Origin of the sequence: Paraburkholderia sp. BR14374, from assembly GCF_040948685.1 — a bacterium.
In the GTDB taxonomy this organism is placed as follows: domain Bacteria; phylum Pseudomonadota; class Gammaproteobacteria; order Burkholderiales; family Burkholderiaceae; genus Paraburkholderia; species Paraburkholderia youngii.
This window is the reverse complement of sequence record NZ_JBFPKF010000019.1, coordinates 102,108-120,987: the sequence shown is the minus strand read 5'-3', so window position 1 is coordinate 120,987 and position 18,880 is coordinate 102,108. Positions and strand designations below refer to the sequence as shown.

Genomic DNA, 18,880 nt, shown 5'->3' with positions numbered 1-18,880 from the left:
CCCGAACTACGATGCGACCGGCGGCACGCTGCGCGCCTTCAGGCTCGCGAGACCGATACCGGCGACCACGCAGGCGAGCGCGATGCCGTGCGCGAGCGTGGGCCGTTCGCCGAGGAACACGATGCCGTAGAGCGCCGCGGCGACCGGCAGCACCGCGCTGAACACGCCGGCGAGACTGCCGGACACGTGGCGGATGCCTTTCATCCACAGCCAGAACGAGAAGATGCTGGCCGACAGCCCGTACCACAGCACCAGCATCCAGACGTTCGATGGCACCGCGCGATAGTCGAAATGCGCGAGCGCGCCGGCGCCGAGCGGCAGCATCAGCAACAGGCCGAACAGATGCGTGTACGCGCAGATGTCGATCGGCGCGAGCGTCTGCGTGAGGCGGCGCGACAGGATGATGTACAGCGATTCGCAGCACACCGCGCCGAGCACCATGAAGTTGCCCGCGAGCGAGCCGCTGCCGGCCGTCGCAAACGCGCCCGCCTGGCCGTGCGCGACATTGATGACGACGACGCCGACGATCGCCAGCACGATCGACGCGAGCGCGCGGCCATCCGGCCGCTCCTTCAGGAGCAGCCACGACAGCAACGCGACGACCGCCGGAATCGTGCTCGTGATCACGCCGGCCGCGACCGCGCTGGTGCGCGCGACGCCATTGAGCATCAGCAGCGTGAAGCCGAAGGTGCCGAATAGCGCTTGTAAAAACAGGTTGATCCATTCGTCGCGTTTGACGCGGCGCAGTTTGGTCACGCGCAGCAGCGGCCATAGCACGGCCATCGCGATGACGAAGCGCAGCAGCGCGAACAGCGGGACGGGAACGAAGGCGACGATCGATTTACCGATTCCGACATTGCTGCCGACCAGCAGCATCGAGGTAATGAGAAGCAGGGCGTAGCGATTCAAGCTGGAATCCGGACGGCTAGTTCAGTTAGCATTGTAAGAGGCCGTGCGACCGGGCGTAAGGGTACGAAGACGGGCGACCGGACGGTGCAACGGGGGCGCATCAGCGGCATGCGATGTGCTGCGGGTGAACATGGAACGCTCCATAGAACGGGTGATCTTTTCCGCGCGCATCTCGTCTGATCAACGCTCAAGCACGTCGGTGGCTCGCCCGATCTAAGGGTTTTCGCTTGCAGATCAACACGATGTGCGTAAGTGGCCGGTAAGTTGCGGCGCTTATGGTTGAGCCTTGACGCGGGTTGATCGAGCAGGGTGCCCGCAAGCACGGATGTTGCGATGCCGCACGCGCGCGCGTTTGACGGCATGGCGAGGTGGGAGACAGCGCCGCTCGTGGCGGCTCGAACAGGATAAGGCCCGCGCGCGATGCGCGCAGGTACAGGTTTTCCGTTTTTCATCTTCACCAAGGGGTTGTCGATGTCTGCGATTGAATCGGTTCTTCAGGAACGCCGCGTTTTTCCGCCCTCCGCCGACACGGCGAAGGGTGCCACGATCTCCGGCATGGACGCGTACCGGGCGCTTGCCGCCGAAGCGGAGCGCGACTACGAAGGCTTTTGGGGGCGTCTTGCGAAGGAGACGCTAAGTTGGCACAAGCCGTTTACGAAGGTGCTGGACGAATCGAAGGCGCCGTTCTATACGTGGTTCGAAGACGGCCAGCTGAACGCGTCGTATAACAGCATCGACCGTCACGTCGAGGCCGGCAACGGCGGGCGCGTCGCAATCGTGTTCGAAGCCGACGACGGCACCGTCACCAACGTCACCTATCAGGATCTGCTGCAACGCGTATCGCGCTTCGCGAATGCGCTGAAAAAACGCGGCGTGAAGAAGGGCGACCCGGTCGTCGTCTATATGCCGATGTCGATCGAGGCCGTCGTCGCGATGCAGGCATGCGCGCGTATCGGTGCGACCCACTCGGTCGTGTTCGGCGGCTTCTCGTCGAAGTCGCTCAACGAGCGGCTCGTCGACGTAGGCGCGGTCGCGCTGATCACGTCCGACGAACAGATGCGCGGCGGCAAGGCCTTGCCGCTGAAGAGCATCGCCGACGAAGCGCTCGCGCTCGGCGGCTGCGAGAAGGTCAAGAGCGTAATCGTGTACCAGCGCACCGGCGGCAAGGTCGCGTGGGACGCGGCACGCGACCTGTGGATGCACGAACTCACGCAGGGTGAGTCGGACCAATGCGCGCCCGAATGGGTCGACGCCGAGCATCCGCTCTTCATCCTCTATACGTCGGGCTCGACCGGCAAGCCAAAGGGCGTGCAGCACAGCACCGGCGGCTATCTGCTGTGGGCCGCGCAAACGCTGAAGTGGACCTTCGACTGGCGCCCTTCCGACGTGTTCTGGTGCACCGCCGACATCGGCTGGATCACCGGCCATAGCTACATCACGTACGGACCGCTGACGCTCGGCGGCACTCAGGTCATGTTCGAAGGCGTACCGACCTATCCGGACGCCGGGCGCTTCTGGCAGATGATCGCCAAACACAAGGTCACGCTGTTCTATACGGCGCCGACGGCGATCCGCTCGCTGATCAAGGCCTCCGAGGCCGACGCCAAAGTGCATCCGAAGAGCTACGACCTGTCGACGTTGCGCATCATCGGCACGGTCGGCGAGCCTATCAATCCGGAAGCGTGGGTGTGGTACTACGAGAACGTCGGCGGCGGCCGCTGCCCGGTCGTCGATACGTGGTGGCAGACCGAAACCGGCGGTCACATGATCGCGCCGATGCCGGGCGCGACGCCGCTCGTGCCGGGTTCTTGCACGCTGCCCCTGCCGGGCATCATGGCCGCGGTCGTCGACGAAACGGGCCAGGACGTGCCGAACGGGCAGGGCGGCATTCTGGTGGTCAAGCGTCCGTGGCCGGCGATGCTGCGCAACGTGTGGGGCGATCCGGAGCGCTACAAGAAGAGCTACTTTCCCGAGGAGCTCGGCGGCAAGCTCTATCTCGCCGGCGACGGCGCGGTGCGCGACAAGGAAACCGGCTACTTCACGATCATGGGCCGCATCGACGACGTGCTGAACGTGTCGGGCCATCGTCTCGGAACGATGGAGATCGAGTCGGCGCTGGTCGCCAATCCGCTCGTCGCGGAAGCAGCCGTGGTGGGCCGCCCTGACGCGACGACCGGTGAGGCGGTATGCGCGTTCGTCGTGCTGAAGCGTGCGCGTCCACAAGGCGAAGAGGCCGTCAAGCTCGCGAACGAACTGCGCAACTGGGTCGGCAAGGAGATCGGTCCGATCGCGAAACCGAAGGACATCCGCTTCGGCGAGAACCTGCCGAAGACGCGTTCGGGCAAGATCATGCGTCGTCTGTTGCGCTCGCTCGCGAAGGGCGAGGAGATCACGCAGGACGTGTCGACGCTGGAAAACCCGGCGATTCTCGACCAGCTCGGCGAGTCGATTTAAAGCGTTGTAAGCGGGTCTGCGCGGACGGCGGCGGTGTGTCGATCGACACACTTGCCGGTGTATCGAGCAGACCCGTGAATCGAGCGGACGGCTTGCATCACGGCATTGCGCGGACAATCCCAATTGCCTCGCCGTTGCCTTTTTGATACATAGGCGCATGGCCGCGCCGCACCTATCCTCCCATGCCACGTTGAACCCCCCGCCCGAACCGCCTCCGGTCTCGGCGGCGATGGCGCTCGCGCATCACAAGTACTGGCGCTTCAACCTCGCGCTGATCGCGGTGCTGATGACGCTCGGCTTCTTCGTCTCCTTCGTCGTGCCGTTGCTGGCGCCCGCGCTCGCGCGGGTGCGCGTTGGCGGCTTCAGCCTGCCGTTCTACTTTGGCGCGCAGGGCGCGATCCTGATCTACCTCGCGTTGATCGTCGTCTATATCGTGCTGATGCAGCGCGCCGATCGTCGGTTGCAGCGCGCGTTCGAAGCGGATTCGCAGCGCGATGCCGCAAGCGGTCCCGCCGCGGATTCCACCAGCGGTGCGAACGATGAAGTCAACGTCGGCACGGACGCGCCGGCCGCGCGCGGACGCTGAGCCGATGAAGCTCACGCATCGGCTGATCCGCTCGTACGCGTTCTACACGCTCGGCTTTCTGCTGTTCGTCTATGTGATGTGGCGCATCGAGCGCAGCACCGGTCCCGGTGTGTGGATCGGCTATGTGTTCCTGTTCGTGCCAATCGCGGTGTATGCGGTGATCGGCGTGCTGTCGCGCACGTCCGATCTGGTCGAATACTACGTGGCGGGGCGGCGCGTGCCGTCGGCCTTCAATGGCATGGCGACCGCGGCCGACTGGCTGTCGGCCGCGTCGTTCATCGGCCTGGCGGGCTCGATCTACGCGACCGGCTACGATGGCCTCGCGTACCTGATGGGTTGGACCGGCGGCTATTGTCTCGTTGCGTTCCTGCTCGCGCCGTATGTGCGCAAGCTGGCGCGCTACACGATTCCCGACTTTCTCGGCACGCGCTATTCGAGCAACGCGGTGCGCGGCCTCGCGGCGCTCGCCGCGATCCTGTGCTCGTTCGTTTATCTGGTCGCGCAGATCCAGGGTGTCGGGCTGATCGCCACGCGCTTTATCGGCGTCGATTTCGCGGTCGGCATTTTTTGCGGGCTCGCGGGCATTCTGGTGTGCTCGTTTCTGGGCGGCATGCGCGCCGTTACGTGGACTCAGGTTGCGCAGTACATCATCCTGATCCTCGCGATGCTGATACCGGTGTCGATGATCGCGCACAAGGACGGCCTCGGCTGGGTGCCGCAATTCAGCTATGGGCGCCTGATGGAGCGCATGGAAGCGCTCGAGAAGCAGGTGCGCGACGCGCCGCTCGAGGAGCGCGTGCGCGACGACTATCGACGACGTGCCGCGCTGATGCAGATGCGGCTCGATACGCTGCCCCAATCGTTCATCGACGAGAAGCAGCGGCTCACGCAGGAGGTCGGCGACCTGCGGCGCCATAACGGTCCGTTGCGCGAGATCAAGGAACGCGAGCGCGCGCTCGAACAGTTTCCGCGCGATGCCGCCGCCGCGCAGATCGTGTGGAGCCAGAAGCGCGACGACATGCTGATGCGGGCGACCGCCCCGGTGCCGATGCACGAACCGTTTCCTGCTGTCGGCGATGAAGACCGGAGCACGCATGCGCGTAACTTTTTGTCGCTACTGCTGTGTCTGTCGCTTGGCACGGCGAGCCTGCCGCATATCCTGACGCGCTATAACACGACGACTTCGGTGGGGTCGGCGCGCCGCTCGGTGGGCTGGACGCTCTTTTTCGTCGCGTTGTTCTATCTGACCGTGCCGGTGCTCGCGGTGCTGATCAAGTACGAGATCCTGTCGAATCTGGTCGGCCATCATTTTGCCGATCTGCCGCAGTGGCTGATGCAATGGCGCAAGGTCGAACCGAGCCTGATCAGCCTCGCCGATACGAACGGCGACGGCATCGTGCGCTGGAGCGAGATCCAGATGCAGCCCGATATGGTCGTGCTCGCGGCACCCGAGATCGCGGGGCTGCCGTATGTGATGTCGGGCTTGATCGCGGCGGGGGCGCTGGCGGCGGCGCTATCGACCGCGGATGGTCTGCTGCTGACGATCGCGAACGCGCTGTCGCACGACGTGTACTACCACATGGTCGATCCGAATGCGTCGAGCCAGCGGCGCGTGACGATCTCGAAGATTCTGCTGCTGGGTGTCGCGCTGTTCGCTTCGTATGTGGCGTCGCTGAATACGGGGAATATTCTGTTTCTGGTCGGGGCGGCGTTTTCGCTGGCGGCGTCGAGCCTGTTTCCGGCGCTCGTGCTGGGCGTGTTCTGGAAGCGCACGACGCGCCTCGGTGCGGTGACGGGGATGGTGGCGGGGCTCGTCGTGTGCATCTACTACATCGTGTCGACGTATCCGTTCTTCACGCAGATGACGGGTTTCACGGGTGCGCGCTGGTTCGGCATCGAGCCGATCAGCTCGGGCGTGTTCGGCGTACCGGCGGGGTTTCTCGTGGCGATCGGGGTGAGTTTGATCGATCGCAAAGCGGACGCTTATACGATCGCGCTGGTCGACTATATCCGGCATCCGTAGGCTGTTTTCATGCCGCGCTGGCGGGGGTGTGGCGCACGCCGCGAAGTTTGCTATAATTCGGCTCCCCGCCGGAGAGATGGATGAGCGGTTTAAGTCGCACGCCTGGAAAGCGTGTATAGGTTAATAGCCTATCGGGGGTTCGAATCCCCCTCTCTCCGCCAGGACACCAATGAATACGGGCCTTTTGGCCCGTTTTTCGTTTCTACCCTCACCGCTACCCACACGACATCGATCGCTGCCTAAACCGCATCGCAGGAAGGTTGGAGAGCCACCGTTGGGTTCTTGGTGTACAAACACCGCAGGTCGGATTGTTCTCTAGCGCGGCTCGGCAAAGAGACGTGCGCGCCTGCGCGCCCCAGCCAACGCGTCACATATCGGGCGGCTTGTGTTGCGTGACCAGTTTTTCGGCTTCTTTAGACTGCAGAAATAGATTCCGCTGCTCAAGGCGCGAGCCGTTCGCGTCAATGTTGAAATGCATGTAGGTGATCGCCGCTCTACTTTTCAAGTGCCAGACCTTTTTCCAAAACGGGGCACCCTGCGAGGTCTGACCGGGCCAGTACACTTCAGTTGGTTTGCCATAACGCTGCTGAAGCTGGCTCGTCATGATCACGTCGAAGGCGACGTCCGCGACATCGTTCGCTGGCGGCGCGAAGCTGATCGTGACCAGTACGAGCCGGTTATTCAGGAATTGCGCGATCGTGTTCGAACGCTCGTTGCCGAACGTTGTCGATTTGCTGGAACACCAGCGTCCGACACTTGATGGCGGAGCATCGGTGCAGACGAAGTTCTCGCCGGCGTGCTGCTGGAGAAATGCTTGCTCGGATGCGCCGAAGCGCGTGCCCTTATAGGAAAGGTCGACCGTAGGTCCCGCGGCGACCGCCTGCGCGGCAAAAATCAGCGCGACGGTCGCGCCCGCCATGGCCCAGACTGTCATCGATTTCATGCTAGTGCTCCCTGATGGGTTCGGCCTCGCCCTCAAGTTTGCGATCCGGGCCACGATCTAGCGACTACGGCTTCATGGAATGGAAACGGGACCGTCATTGTAAAGGGAAACGCCAAGCGCGCATTTCCTCACAAGCGCCATCGATGCCAGGAAAAAGTGACCCTGCCGTAACGCCCATAAGTCGCAAATCGGCCATGATCGTGTCTGCCTCTGATACCGGGATGTCGAACGCATCTAGGAATGACTCGCCGCGCAACCGCTCCTGAATTTGCACGTAGTTCTCTACATCGTCCACGCTCGTCACGGCTGACAACGCCTGCTGAGGAATGACGCGAGGATTGTTCTGCGTCGGGAACTCAAGAAACGAGAAATTGTTTCGGGGCGTTGCCAACATCAATATGGGCTCGATCGATTTTGCCCAGGCCACTAGATTGAATCTGAATATGCGAGCGCACTGGTCGTTGCCATCTGGCGAGCGCCGATGGCTCCGAAATGCGAAGAACGCGGCGACGAAGGGTGAGAACGACCAGTCTAACAATGGGGTTGGGTAACCGTGATGCTGTAACAAGTGGACGAATCCACCTCTATCGTCATTTAGGTTGATGTTCATAGGCTGCTGCAACAGACCACCGAGACGCTTGTGCATCATCGGCACGTCCTCCGTTGTGTAGCGATACAGATTTGCTCGGCCCTCCCGATGGTACAGCGACCGTAGAGGCCAGTTGGCCTTCGACTGTCCCCGGAAAATGAATTTGCGGTACGAGGTGCCCAGAAATTCGGATTTCAGCTCCTTCCATGTCGTTCGTTTACCGACGACTCGGCTTTGTTGGTCTGGCGCCATTCGACTAGCTATCGCATGTCCCGAGTCACCGAGGTCCGTGGTGTACGAAAGCCGCATTCGGTCGGAGTTCCAGTCGCCTTCGATATACACCCGCCGCGACACACTTTGCGGCGACTTGGCAATCTGTGACGCATATAAACTGGCATCGACGAACGGAAGCGCTACGTCCGTTTGCGCCGTATAAGCGAGAAGAATGCTTTCAATTGCGAAGGGATTATGATTCGCCGGCACGCGAATGGGAATTGTCCCGCAAATAGATGGCGGTTGCAGAGGCCAGTTATAGGCAATACCTTCATAGTTTTCCCCGACACGGTCCAGATTGACGACGAGGTTGCCATCTCGAGCGTTTGCGGAAGTGCCGTACTGAATACCCAACCATTGTCCGTTCATTATTTCGTCCCTTTTTTGTTCGAATCAATGGTAGCCGAGTGACTGAATGTTGAGCAAACTTGACACCGAAATGTCAAGGTGGGACGCGCACGAACGACGCCTCTTGGGCCGAACTGAGCCGGGCGATCAGACATTCGACAGTGGCCTCTGAATCGTTGACAATCGATACAACGAATGAAACAGGGTGAGCAACATTGGAGGCTAGTGGACCAACGCCAGAGCTATTTTGATTAAACGAATCTAGCCATCGTACATTACGCCAATGCCCTACTCGGTTGCAGAAGCACACGACTTATTCGACCAACTGCCGGAGTTCGCCGCTACTCGATTGCGCGAGATCTCTGGCATGGCACAACCATACATAGCTGTAACGGATCGCTACGCCCGCCTCGTCGTACGACTTACCAACCTACTCGGGCACTCACCGCCACGCGACACGCAAGATCGAGTGATTCGTGATTTGCTAGCGGACGTCTTTGATTTCCTGTACGAGTCGAGATCGTTAATCGTCGGCGGGAAGCTGACCGTCGCTTATCCGCTTGCCCGAAGGGCATACGAATCGCTCTCACTGCTTCACCTCTGTGTCTTAGATTCTTCGTGGGCAACGAAGTGGGAAAGAGGCAAGCAAATTGGCAACGCGGAAGTCCGAAGGCAACTTGGCCGTCATCCACTGGGCGAATCAGAAGCGGAATTGAAAGATTTGTACGCATTCTTCTCTGAGGCCAGCCATCCGAATCGGGAACTTGTGGCGGCTCGTTTCCTTGGCGAGGGCAATGAATTTGTGTTAGGTCTCATCGGAAAACCAGAACTTTTCCTTGTAGTCGACTACTGCGCGAAACACCTCGACCTTTGGCATTGGTTGGCAGTGACAGTCAGCTATTTTTACCGAGACATCATCGGGCCCACCGACCCTGAATATTTTGATGAGTATCAACGCCCGCTTCGGTGGGCTTTGTTAGGTCCACGCATTGACACAGTTTACGCGAAGCGTGTTCGGCCGCACGGTGTGGGTACAGGGTCAGGTAGAGGCGCAAGGCTTCTCGCGAGGCGTTGCAGGACAACGGGGAGGGGCGGAGAAAAGCTCCGCCGTACCGCTCTCGCAAAGCTCAAGCGCACCGTCACGCCCGTTTTCGCTTCAGCCACGCCGCAAGCCTGAGCGGGCTGAGCGCGGCTTTCAGGGCGATCCACACGGCGAGCAGGACCGCGATCATTCCGCCGTCAATGGATACGCAGGTCACGATGGCACGACCGATAAGGCGCAAGGTGTGCATGCGGTCGCTCCCGGACAGGTTGCCGAAACACCGAGCTTACGCCAGCGATGGACGCGGACTTCCTCTCAGACGCCAATCAGGCTCGTCGTGCCTATCGTTGCCTGAGGCTGCACGCCCTGGGGACTGGTGTGGATGGTTGACGCTGCACCGACCCTGTTCGCGGCTTGCGCCTCGGCCTGATCGGCTGCGGCCGACTCCGCGGGCTGCTGTGGCTGTGGTGGAGGCGGCGGTGCCGCGGGAGGGGGTTTAGGTGCTGCTATGCTCGGTCCGCCGCCCATGATCATGACCTCGTCGAGTAGGAAGCCGCATCGCCGTCGCCATGCTCAAGTGCAGGCCTGCGCTCGCCGGGAAACGGCCCGTGCCTCTCATCCGCTGCCGCGATGAGATCCGCGAGCGACATCTTGTGCTCGACTTCCAGCCTCTCGGCGTAGAGAGAAGCCGCCTTCCGTTCCATCAGTTTTTCGATAGGCAAGTTACGCAGGATTCCGATAGACCTAGGAGATTCCCTATACGGCGTCCCACGCTTTGTAAGCTTTGAATGTTCAGATTGTTCCTTCTGACGGCAATGGTCAGCCGCGAACCCAAGCCCGCTTTGACTTCAAACGAATTCCACGTGCAGTCACGCTTTTCTGCAAAAACCACACAAAAGCGCCCCATTACCAAAGGTATGGAAAAGTACCCAGAAAATGTAGCTGGGTAGTGCAATTTGACGCGCTACTCTGCAATGCATGCATTAGGCACCATTGAACGCGGTGACGGCGCATGATCATTCTGCGTCCTAACCGAAAAATAGCGTTTCGTTCAATTGCATGGCGCTGCGATGTTTGCTTTCGGCTCTTGCATTCGCAGTTCTGCGATGAAACTGGCTCGGAGGCGGCTAAAAGAAGCGAGACACGCAAGTGGCGGCCCTGCAAAGGTCGATACGTCACGCGCTTCATTTTTTTGAACCTGCCAGTTGAGATGACAGAATGGCCCAAAACCTGACGTTCGCACCAGGAGACGTAGTCCATCCCGGTGCAATCAACGCGGAAGACGCTTCCGCCGCAGCGAAACCAATCGCAGTCTCCGGGACCGATATTCTTTCGGTCAAGAATCTGTCGAAAATCTTCGGGCCGAAGCCAGAGCGTGCCGCTGACCTCGTGAAGCAAGGTCTCGGTCGGAACGAAATTTTCGAAAAGACCGGCAACATGGTTGCAGTCAATAACGTCAGTCTCACCGTCAAGGCGGGGGAGATCTTCGTGGTGATGGGCCTGTCGGGTTCCGGTAAATCGACGCTGGTTCGACTGCTCAACCGCCTGATTGAACCCACGTCCGGCCAGGTTGTTCTCGAAGGCCGCGACATCGCCCCCATGTCCACATCGGAACTGCGCGAAGTTCGCCGCAAGAAGATGGCGATGGTGTTCCAGTCGTTCGCGCTTCTGCCAAACCGCACGGTGCTCGACAACATTGCCTACGGACTCGAGGTTGCTGGCCTGAAGAAGGCAGAACGGTACGATATCGCGCGCGCCGCGCTGACCCGAGTCGGTCTGGGCTCGTACGAAAAGCTGCTTCCCAGCGAATTGTCCGGCGGCATGCAGCAGCGCGTCGGCCTTGCACGCGCACTTGCGGTGAACCCTTCGGTGCTTCTGATGGACGAGGCGTTCTCGGCACTCGACCCGCTGATTCGATTCGAAATGCAGAGTGAACTTCTGCGACTGCAGAAGGAAGAGCAGCGGACCATCGTCTTCATCTCGCACGACATCGAAGAAGCCATCAAGATTGGAGGCCGGATTGGCATCATGAAGGACGGCTGTCTGATTCAGGTCGGCACACCTGCCGAGCTTATCCAGTCGCCTGTCGACGCGTACGTGCGGGACTTCTTCCGCAATGTCGACGTCTCCCGCTTTCTCAGGGCTTCCACGCTGATGACCGGGGTAGACCGAAGGCTGCTGTCTTGCGACATCGGCACGTCCGCTGAGCGTTACCTCAATCATCTCATCGATAGCGGCATGGAATGCGGCTATGTATGCGACGGGGCAGGTCGATATCAGGGCTGTGTCACGCCAGCATCACTTCACAAGGCGGGTACGCGTCCGGTACGGGACGCGCTGCTCCGCGATGTGAATGCGGTTTCACTCGATGCGGACTTGCACGAGCTCGCGTCCATCGCATTGAGTCAGGAACACGACGTACCCGTCACTGATACGGCCGGAAAGCTCGCAGGCGTGGTGTCCTGCCGGACGATACTGAAGCAGGTTATGGAACGGAGGGCAGCATGAATTCGTCGCGCATCGGCAAGTTTGCGGAAGACGCCGTCAATTTTCTCTTTCAGCATTTCCGGGGCGGCTTCGACGCATTCTCTGCGGCGCTAGGAGCAGTGGTCAAGCTGTTGGAGGACGGACTAGGCGCCATCCCTTTCGTCGCAATGCTCGTCATCTTCGTGGCTTTCGCGCTATGGCGGCGCGGCATCGTGTTCGCGGTGTTCGTGGGCATTGCGCTGTCGGCGATCCATTACATGGGACTGTGGACTCAAACCGTCTCCACGCTCGCGCTCGTTATTGCCGCAACATTCTTCAGTCTGGTCGTTGGTGTACCACTGGGCATCTGGGGGGCAAGGAACAAGAGGGTAGAAGTGGTCTTGCGCTCACTGCTCGATTTCATGCAGACGATGCCAGCCTTTGTCTATCTGATTCCGGCCGTCATCCTGTTCGGATTGGGACGTGTTCCAGCCGTGATTGCCACTGTCGTTTTTGCCATGCCGCCCGTCGTGCGTCTCACCACGCTGGGTATCCGGCAGGTGCGGGAAGAGTTGCTGGAGGCAGGGCGCTCTTTTGGCAGCACGGACATGCAACTTCTCTGGAAAATCCAGTTGCCGAACGCGCTGCCGTCCATCATGGCCGGCGTGAACCAGACCATCATGATGGCGCTTTCGATGGTCGTCATCGCATCGATGATTGGGGCCGGTGGCTTGGGCGAGTATGTGCTGAGCGGCATTCAACGGCTCGACATCGGGATCGGCTTCGAAGGTGGCCTCGGAGTCGTATTGCTTGCCATCGTGCTCGACCGCCTGACCGAAAGCTTCGGCATGAAGGCGAAGAAAGCAAAACGCAGCGGGCGAGCAGCAAAAGGCGGCACAGGCGCCGCGGCTCGCACCTGACGGAAACCACCTGTTGCAGCGGATTGCACGGCCGGTGCGGTGCGATCAGCAAAGGCAGTATCGAGGTTAAGTACCGGGCCCGTCGTTTAGCCGAGTCCATCGAATATTCAAATGATTTTTTTTCACGTAGGAGTGCGATATGAAAAGCCATCTGCTCAAGTCGCTTATTGCGAAAGTAGCGATATCGGCAGTCGTTGCCATGAGCGTCGGCGCTGGGTCAGCCGTCGGGGCCGAACCAATCAAGGTGGCAGTAACAAACTGGGCAGACGTGTTGGCCGTTGCGAACGTGGCCAAATACGTGCTCGAGACCAGGCTTCAGCAGCCGGTCAAATTTGTGCAGGCGGATATCGGCATTCAGTATCAGGGCGTCGCGCGTGGCGACCTCGACATCATGGTGGGAGGATGGCTGCCGGTCACCCACGCGGCCTATTACGCGAGGTACAAGAACGATATGGATGATGTCGGCGTTATCTACACGGGAGGCAAGAACGGCTGGGCCGTGCCTGCGTACGTTCCCGAGTCGGCACTGTCGTCCATTTCCGACCTCAACAAGCCGGACGTCAAAGCCAGGCTGAATGGGACGATCGACGGCATCGAGCCGGGCGGTGGCCTGATGCAGGCGTCCGAAAAGACCATCAAGGGCTACGACCTCAACGGCTACAACCTGCAGTCATCGAGTGAGGCCGGCATGCTCGCTGGCGTTTCGCGAGCCTACCAGTCGAAGCAATGGGTGGTTGCCACGGTGTGGAGTCCCCACTGGCTTTTCCAGAAGTGGCAGATGCGTTATCTGAAGGACCCGAAAGGCACCTTGGGTGGCGAGGAGCAGGTTCACGCCTTCGCGTCCAAACAGTTCGCAACCAGGTATCCCCGTGCTGATGTCTTCTTCAAGCATTTCAAGCTAACGCTCGCCGACGTCGAATCGATCGAGTACGAAGGCAATACCACGAACGATTATGCAAGCGCAGCGAAGAAATTCGTCGACGCACATCCTGACAAGCTGAAGGACTGGTTGCAGCAGTAGGTAAAGGGCGATTTCGCCGGGAACGAGTGGAGTCCGTCTCGTTCGCGGCGAGTCGGCCATTGCCCGCGTCAACTGTCGTACTTGCAAGTCTTGCTTCAAACGATTTGATCCGGAGTGAACACGTGAACGAGAACTCACGCTTTTTTGCTGAAACCCTCCAGAGCCGCGACCCGGTTATCGCATCAGAAATTGCGTTGGAGTTGCGCCGACAGCAAACGCAGATCGAACTAATTGCGTCCGAAAACATCGTTTCGGCTGCGGTGATGGAAGCGCAGGGTACCGTGCTGACCAACAAGTACGCCGAGGGATACCCGTCGAAGCGCTATTACGGCGGCTGCGAGCACGTGGATAGGGTGGAAGCGCTCGCCATTGACCGCGTCAAAGCCCTGTTCGAAGCCGAATACGCGAACGTGCAGCCTCATTCGGGAGCGCAGGCGAACGGCGCTGCGATGTTGGCGCTCGTGAAGCCGGGCGACACCGTAATGGGCATGTCGCTCGATGCGGGCGGCCACCTGACGCACGGAGCCCGTCCGGCGCTGTCCGGCAAATGGTTCAACGCCGTCCAGTACGGCGTAAGCCCGGATACGTACCGCATCGACTACGAGCAGGTCCGGCGGCTTGCGCAAGAGCACCGCCCTAAGCTCTTGATCGCGGGCTATTCGGCCTATCCACGCGCTTTGGATTTCGCTGAATTCCGCGAGATTGCCGATAGCGTTGGCGCGCTACTGATGGTCGATATGGCGCACATCGCGGGCATCGTTGCAGCCGGCCGGCACGAGAATCCTATTCGTTTCGCCGATGTGGTGACGTCGACTACCCACAAGACGCTTCGCGGTCCGCGAGGCGGGTTCATCCTGACGAACCACGGCGACATTGCGAAGAAAATCAATTCGGCCGTATTCCCGGGCCTGCAAGGTGGTCCGCTAATGCACGTCATCGCGGGTAAAGCGGTGGCATTCGGCGAAGCGCTTCGTCCGGAATTCTCGGCGTATATCGACCGGGTGTTGCGTAACGCGCATGCGCTCGGCAACGTTCTCAAGTCGGGTGGCCTGAACCTCGTGACGGGTGGAACGGACAACCACCTGCTGCTCGTGGATTTGCGCTCGAAGCGCCTGACCGGTACGCAGGCTGAAAAGGCACTCGAGCGTGCGGGCATCACCTGCAACAAGAACGGTATTCCATTCGACACGGAGAACCCGACCGTCACTTCGGGAATCCGGCTTGGCACACCTGCAGGTACCACTCGCGGTTTTGGGACCGAACAGTTCGAGCAGGTTGGACACATGATTCTGGAGGTTTTGGCCGCACTCGAACAAGCGCCCGACGGCGACGAACGGGTCGAGCGTGCTGTGCGCGGCCGCGTGCGAGACCTCTGCAACCAATTCCCGATTTACTCGCATGCGGACGCTCTTGTTTAACCCGCAAGAGCGCGAAAAGACTTCGACAAGTCGTCGAAACAAGTTGTCATCCTTTATTTGAAGAGAGAATCAAGATGAGCTTCGAGGGAGTACATACACCACTGGTCACGCCGTTCAAGGCAGACGGCGAGATTGATTATGATTTGCTCGGGAAGCATGCTGCCAAGCTGGCGGGGCGTGTCGCGGGTCTGGGAGTCGGCGGGACCACGGGCGAATACTACGCACTCAGTTTCGACGAGCGTGTCCGGACGTTCAACACCGTAGCCGAAGCAGCAGGCGGCAAAACGTATCTGACGGCCGGCATCAACGCGACTACGACCAATGAAGTCATTCGCCTCGGGCAGGAAGCGAAGCGCGCAGGTCTGCCTGCATTGCTGCTTGCCGCGCCGTACTACGCCCAGCCGACGCAGGAAGAACTGCTGACCCACATGCTGAAGGTAGACGACAGTCTCGACATGCCGATCATGCTTTATAACTTCCCGGCCCGCACGGGAACGGATATTGGCGATGCCGTGCTGGAAAAGCTGCTCGAGCGCCCGAACGTCGTCGCGATGAAGGAGAGCACCGGCGATATTTCGCATTTGCATCACCTTGCCACGCGCTTCCGCGACCGGCTGGTGCTGAGCTGCGGCATGGACGACCAGGCGCTCGAGTTCTTCGTTTGGGGCGTAAAGAGCTGGGTCGGAGGCGCGTCCAACTTCCTGCCGGAAGCTCACACCGCGCTGTTCGATGCGTGCGTAAAGCGCAATGACTTCGAATCCGGCCGCAAGCTAATGGCCCAACTGCTGCCTGTGCTCGAACTGCTGGAACGCAGCGGGAAGTTTATTCAATACGTTCGATACGGATGTGAGCTGGCAGGTACGCCTGTTGGTGTCGCCCGGGCGCCGCTCGGCACGTTATCGGAAGACGAGCGCAGCGCGTTCTCCAGGCTGGTTCAACCCCTGTTGCGCGACGCGCAGTAACGTTCATGGCCTCGAACCTGGAATTCGCGCGCTTCCCGGCTCCGGATGGGGTGAACGGGTGGTGGGAAAGTCTGCCGCCGCCTCGCCCCGCCGATACCGTCTCGTCTGAACGGCGATTCGACTGGGTGATTATCGGCGGTGGAATCACGGGGCTATGCGCTGCCCGGCGGATGGCCGAACTGGCGCCCGCCGCCTCGATAGCACTCGTCGAGGCCGACCGTATTGGGCGCACCACGGCCGGACGCAATTCCGGGTTCTTCGTCGACCTGCCGCATGACATCAGCAGCGAAAGCTACTCGCGAAGCGTGGAGGCGGACAAAGCGGATATTCGACTGCAGCGCCACGGTATCGACTACGTACGGTCGGTGGTGAAGCAACACGGCATCGACTGCGACTGGCGAGATGACGGCAAATTCCATGCTTCGGTGAACAGGAAGGGTCACGCGGCACTGACTCACTTCGCCGACGGACTCACTCGCATCGGTGAAGACTTTGAATGGCTCGATGAAGCCGCCATCGCGAAGGTGACTGGCACCGGGTTTTACCACGGAGCGCTCTTCACGCCAGGATGCAGCACGGTCCAGCCGGCAGCCCTGATGCGTGGCCTTGCCGCGACTCTGCCGGCAAATGTGAAGGTTTTCGAGCTCAGCGCGGTGAAGGGAATCGAGGACCAGGGGGCGAACAAAGTCTTGAGCTTTGCCGCAGGGAAAATCGTGGCGAAGCGCGTGATTCGTTGCACCAATGCCTACGCGGCGACATTCGGCGGGCATCCGAACGGTCTGTTGCCCGTATACACGTTTGCGTCGATGACCCGTGTGATGACGCCGGACGAAGTGCGGCAGCTGGGCGGCACGCGCTCATGGGCACTGATTCCGGCCGACCCGATGGGTTCGACTGTACGGCGTCTGATTACCGACCGCATCTGCGTTCGCAATCATTTCGCGTTCCGGCCCGGCCTCGAGTTGTCCGAAGCTGATCTCGCGAAGGCGAAAAACCTGCATCAACGCTCGTTCGAGCGGCGCTTTCCGATGCTGAAGGACGTTGAGCTCGAGTACACCTGGGGCGGCCCGCTGTGTCTGTCGGTCAACAACGGGGCACTTTTTGGGCGCCGTGGCGATGGTGTTTTCGAAGCCGTCGGGTGCAATGGTCTGGGTCTGAGCAGGGGCTCCGCGTCAGGGAAGCTGATCGCCGAATACGCACTCGGTCACGACAACGACCTGGTTCACCAGCTTTTGAATCAACCGCATCCGCGCTCGCTGCCGGTTCGTCCCATTGCCGACGTCGCTGTCACCGCGGCTATCTGGATGAAGGAATTTTCGGCGGGAGCCGAGCTTTAAATCTGTGAGGACAGGACATGACGACCTATCTGGAATGGAAGCAAAGGGCAGAGAACTTGTCGCTGGACGGACGAGCGTTTATCGGCGGGCAACGATGTCCGGCGGCATCGAACGAGACATTCCAGACCCTGAATCCGTCGACGGGAAAAGTACTGGCCGGGATTGCGAAGTGCGAATCGAAAGATATCGACCGGGCAGTCGTGGCGGCGAGGGATGCGTTCGAGTCCGGAGTATGGTCAAAGGCAGCACCTGCAGAGCGAAAAGCAGTGCTTCTGCGTCTCGCGCAACTGATTGAGGAAAACGCCGAAGAGCTGGCGCTTCTCGAGGCGCTCGAGGCCGGCAAGCCAATCAGCGAGTGCATGGGACTGGACATTCCGGAGTCGGCGGCATGCATCCGCTGGCACGCGGAACTCACCGACAAGCGATACGACGCGCTATCGCCGTCGGGCGCGAGCGTCGTGAGCATGATTACCCGTGAACCGATTGGAGTCGTGGGCGCAGTGTTGCCGTGGAATTTCCCGGCGCTGATGCTCGCGTGGAAAATTGGTCCGGCGCTTTCGGTCGGCAACAGCGTCATCGTGAAACCTGCGGAGCAGACGTCTCTATCCACGTTGCGCATCGCGGACCTGGCGTTGCAAGCCGGCGTGCCTGCGGGTGTGTTTAGCGTCGTTACCGGCTTCGGCGAAAGCGCAGGCGAGGCATTGGGCAGACATGCCGACGTCGACCTCGTTGCGTTTACCGGCTCGACGGAAACGGGAAAGCGATTCCTTCGCTATTCCGCCGACACCAACCTGAAGCGGGTCGTGCTGGAATGCGGTGGCAAGAACCCGCAAGTCGTGCTTCCCGACGTCGCGAATCTCGATGCCGTTGCTGAGCAGGCGGTGGCCGCCGCGTTCTGGAACATGGGCGAGAACTGCAGCGCGGGCTCGCGGATTCTCGTTCCGTCTGCCACCAAGGCGCGCTTGCTCGAAAAGGTACAGGCCGTTCTCGAAGGATGGAAGACGGGCGACCCGCTCGACCCCGAGGTGAAGCTCGGCTCTCTGATTGAAGAAAAGCACTATGAAAAAGTGCTCGCGCACATCGAGAAGGCGAAGTCGGAAGGGGCGCGCCTGGTTTGTGGCGGCAGGGCCACTCGCACTGGCACGGGCGGATGGTTTGTCGAGCCGACCATCTTCGATAACGTCACGCCGGAGATGAGCATCGCACGCGAAGAGGTCTTTGGTCCTGTCGTCTGCTTCATCGAATACGCTGATGTCGACGAAGCGGTGCGGATTGCCAACGATACGTGCTACGGACTGGCCGCATCGCTGTGGACCGACAACGTCAATCACGCGCACAAGATTGCCGCTCGTATCCGCGCGGGTACGGTGACGGTGAACAGCTTCGGCGAAGGCGACCTGTCGACGCCATTCGGCGGCTTCAAGCAAAGTGGCTTCGGCGGTCGTGACAAGTCCGTTTATGCGCACGACCAGTATTGTGAGCTGAAGACCACCTGGCTGAAGCTGGATTGAATCCGTCCAGACGAAAACAACCGTTCTCAGCGATGGTCGCGCAAAGCAGCTGAATCGAATCCAGGGGCACGCATAGCA

The 18,880-nt window shown here is 60.4% G+C and carries 15 protein-coding genes and 1 tRNA gene; 11 read left to right on the top strand and 5 right to left on the bottom strand.

What is annotated here, in order from left to right; translation table 11 throughout:
* Positions 1 to 6 precede the first annotated feature (6 nt).
* Positions 7 to 909 carry a DMT family transporter gene (locus AB3X86_RS31025; protein ID WP_368598898.1) on the bottom strand — a complete coding sequence of 301 codons (903 nt, stop codon included), beginning with the start codon at positions 907 to 909 and terminating at the stop codon, positions 7 to 9.
* A gap of 471 nt (positions 910 to 1,380) precedes the next feature.
* Between AB3X86_RS31025 and acs the strand changes: the two genes are divergently transcribed.
* The 4 genes from acs to AB3X86_RS31005 all read left to right on the top strand — a co-directional run bounded on the left by acs (position 1,381) and on the right by AB3X86_RS31005 (position 6,133).
* Positions 1,381 to 3,363 (top strand): acetate--CoA ligase, encoded by a 1,983-nt coding sequence (gene acs / locus AB3X86_RS31020; protein WP_368598897.1) that lies wholly within the window; start codon positions 1,381 to 1,383, stop codon positions 3,361 to 3,363.
* A 157-nt stretch (positions 3,364 to 3,520) separates the two neighbouring features.
* Complete coding sequence (locus AB3X86_RS31015) at positions 3,521 to 3,949, top strand: DUF4212 domain-containing protein (RefSeq protein WP_368598896.1); 429 nt, start codon at positions 3,521 to 3,523, stop codon at positions 3,947 to 3,949.
* A 4-nt stretch (positions 3,950 to 3,953) separates the two neighbouring features.
* Entirely contained in the window at positions 3,954 to 5,972 is a 2,019-nt protein-coding gene (locus AB3X86_RS31010; RefSeq protein WP_368598895.1) for a sodium:solute symporter family protein, read from the top strand.
* 70 nt (positions 5,973 to 6,042) lie between these two features.
* Positions 6,043 to 6,133 (top strand) — tRNA-Ser (locus AB3X86_RS31005).
* A gap of 206 nt (positions 6,134 to 6,339) precedes the next feature.
* On the opposite strand, the gene AB3X86_RS31000 is transcribed toward AB3X86_RS31005, so the two are convergent.
* The 4 genes from AB3X86_RS31000 to AB3X86_RS30985 form a co-directional block, all read right to left on the bottom strand.
* Positions 6,340 to 6,891, bottom strand: coding sequence for a hypothetical protein (locus AB3X86_RS31000; RefSeq protein ID WP_368598894.1), 552 nt, complete (start codon positions 6,889 to 6,891; stop codon positions 6,340 to 6,342).
* Between the two features lie 118 nt (positions 6,892 to 7,009).
* Positions 7,010 to 8,146: an FRG domain-containing protein gene (locus AB3X86_RS30995; RefSeq protein WP_368598893.1), complete on the bottom strand. Its 1,137-nt coding sequence runs from the start codon at positions 8,144 to 8,146 to the stop codon at positions 7,010 to 7,012.
* Between the two features lie 1,118 nt (positions 8,147 to 9,264).
* Positions 9,265 to 9,417, bottom strand: a complete 153-nt coding sequence (locus AB3X86_RS30990; protein WP_368598892.1) for a hypothetical protein — start codon at positions 9,415 to 9,417, stop codon at positions 9,265 to 9,267.
* Positions 9,418 to 9,697: 280 nt separating this feature from the next.
* Complete coding sequence (locus AB3X86_RS30985) at positions 9,698 to 9,871, bottom strand: hypothetical protein (RefSeq protein ID WP_368598891.1); 174 nt, start codon at positions 9,869 to 9,871, stop codon at positions 9,698 to 9,700.
* Positions 9,872 to 10,385: 514 nt separating this feature from the next.
* Between AB3X86_RS30985 and AB3X86_RS30980 the strand changes: the two genes are divergently transcribed.
* The 7 genes from AB3X86_RS30980 (at position 10,386) to AB3X86_RS30950 (ending at position 18,802) form a co-directional block, all read left to right on the top strand.
* Complete coding sequence (locus AB3X86_RS30980) at positions 10,386 to 11,675, top strand: glycine betaine/L-proline ABC transporter ATP-binding protein (RefSeq protein ID WP_368598890.1); 1,290 nt, start codon at positions 10,386 to 10,388, stop codon at positions 11,673 to 11,675.
* Complete coding sequence (locus AB3X86_RS30975) at positions 11,672 to 12,553, top strand: ABC transporter permease (protein ID WP_368598889.1); 882 nt, start codon at positions 11,672 to 11,674, stop codon at positions 12,551 to 12,553. The genes AB3X86_RS30980 and AB3X86_RS30975 overlap by 4 nt, the downstream gene beginning before the upstream one ends.
* Positions 12,554 to 12,692: 139 nt before the next feature.
* Entirely contained in the window at positions 12,693 to 13,574 is an 882-nt protein-coding gene (locus AB3X86_RS30970; protein WP_368598888.1) for a glycine betaine ABC transporter substrate-binding protein, read from the top strand.
* A gap of 122 nt (positions 13,575 to 13,696) precedes the next feature.
* Complete coding sequence (gene glyA, locus AB3X86_RS30965) at positions 13,697 to 14,992, top strand: serine hydroxymethyltransferase (RefSeq protein ID WP_368598887.1); 1,296 nt, start codon at positions 13,697 to 13,699, stop codon at positions 14,990 to 14,992.
* A 74-nt stretch (positions 14,993 to 15,066) separates the two neighbouring features.
* On the top strand, positions 15,067 to 15,954 hold the full coding sequence (locus AB3X86_RS30960) for a dihydrodipicolinate synthase family protein (RefSeq protein ID WP_368598886.1): 888 nt from the start codon (positions 15,067 to 15,069) through the stop codon (positions 15,952 to 15,954).
* 5 nt (positions 15,955 to 15,959) lie between these two features.
* Complete coding sequence (locus tag AB3X86_RS30955) at positions 15,960 to 17,291, top strand: NAD(P)/FAD-dependent oxidoreductase (RefSeq protein ID WP_368598885.1); 1,332 nt, start codon at positions 15,960 to 15,962, stop codon at positions 17,289 to 17,291.
* Between the two features lie 17 nt (positions 17,292 to 17,308).
* Complete coding sequence (locus AB3X86_RS30950; RefSeq protein ID WP_368598884.1) at positions 17,309 to 18,802, top strand: aldehyde dehydrogenase; 1,494 nt, start codon at positions 17,309 to 17,311, stop codon at positions 18,800 to 18,802.
* The last annotated feature ends 78 nt before the right edge of the window (positions 18,803 to 18,880 follow it).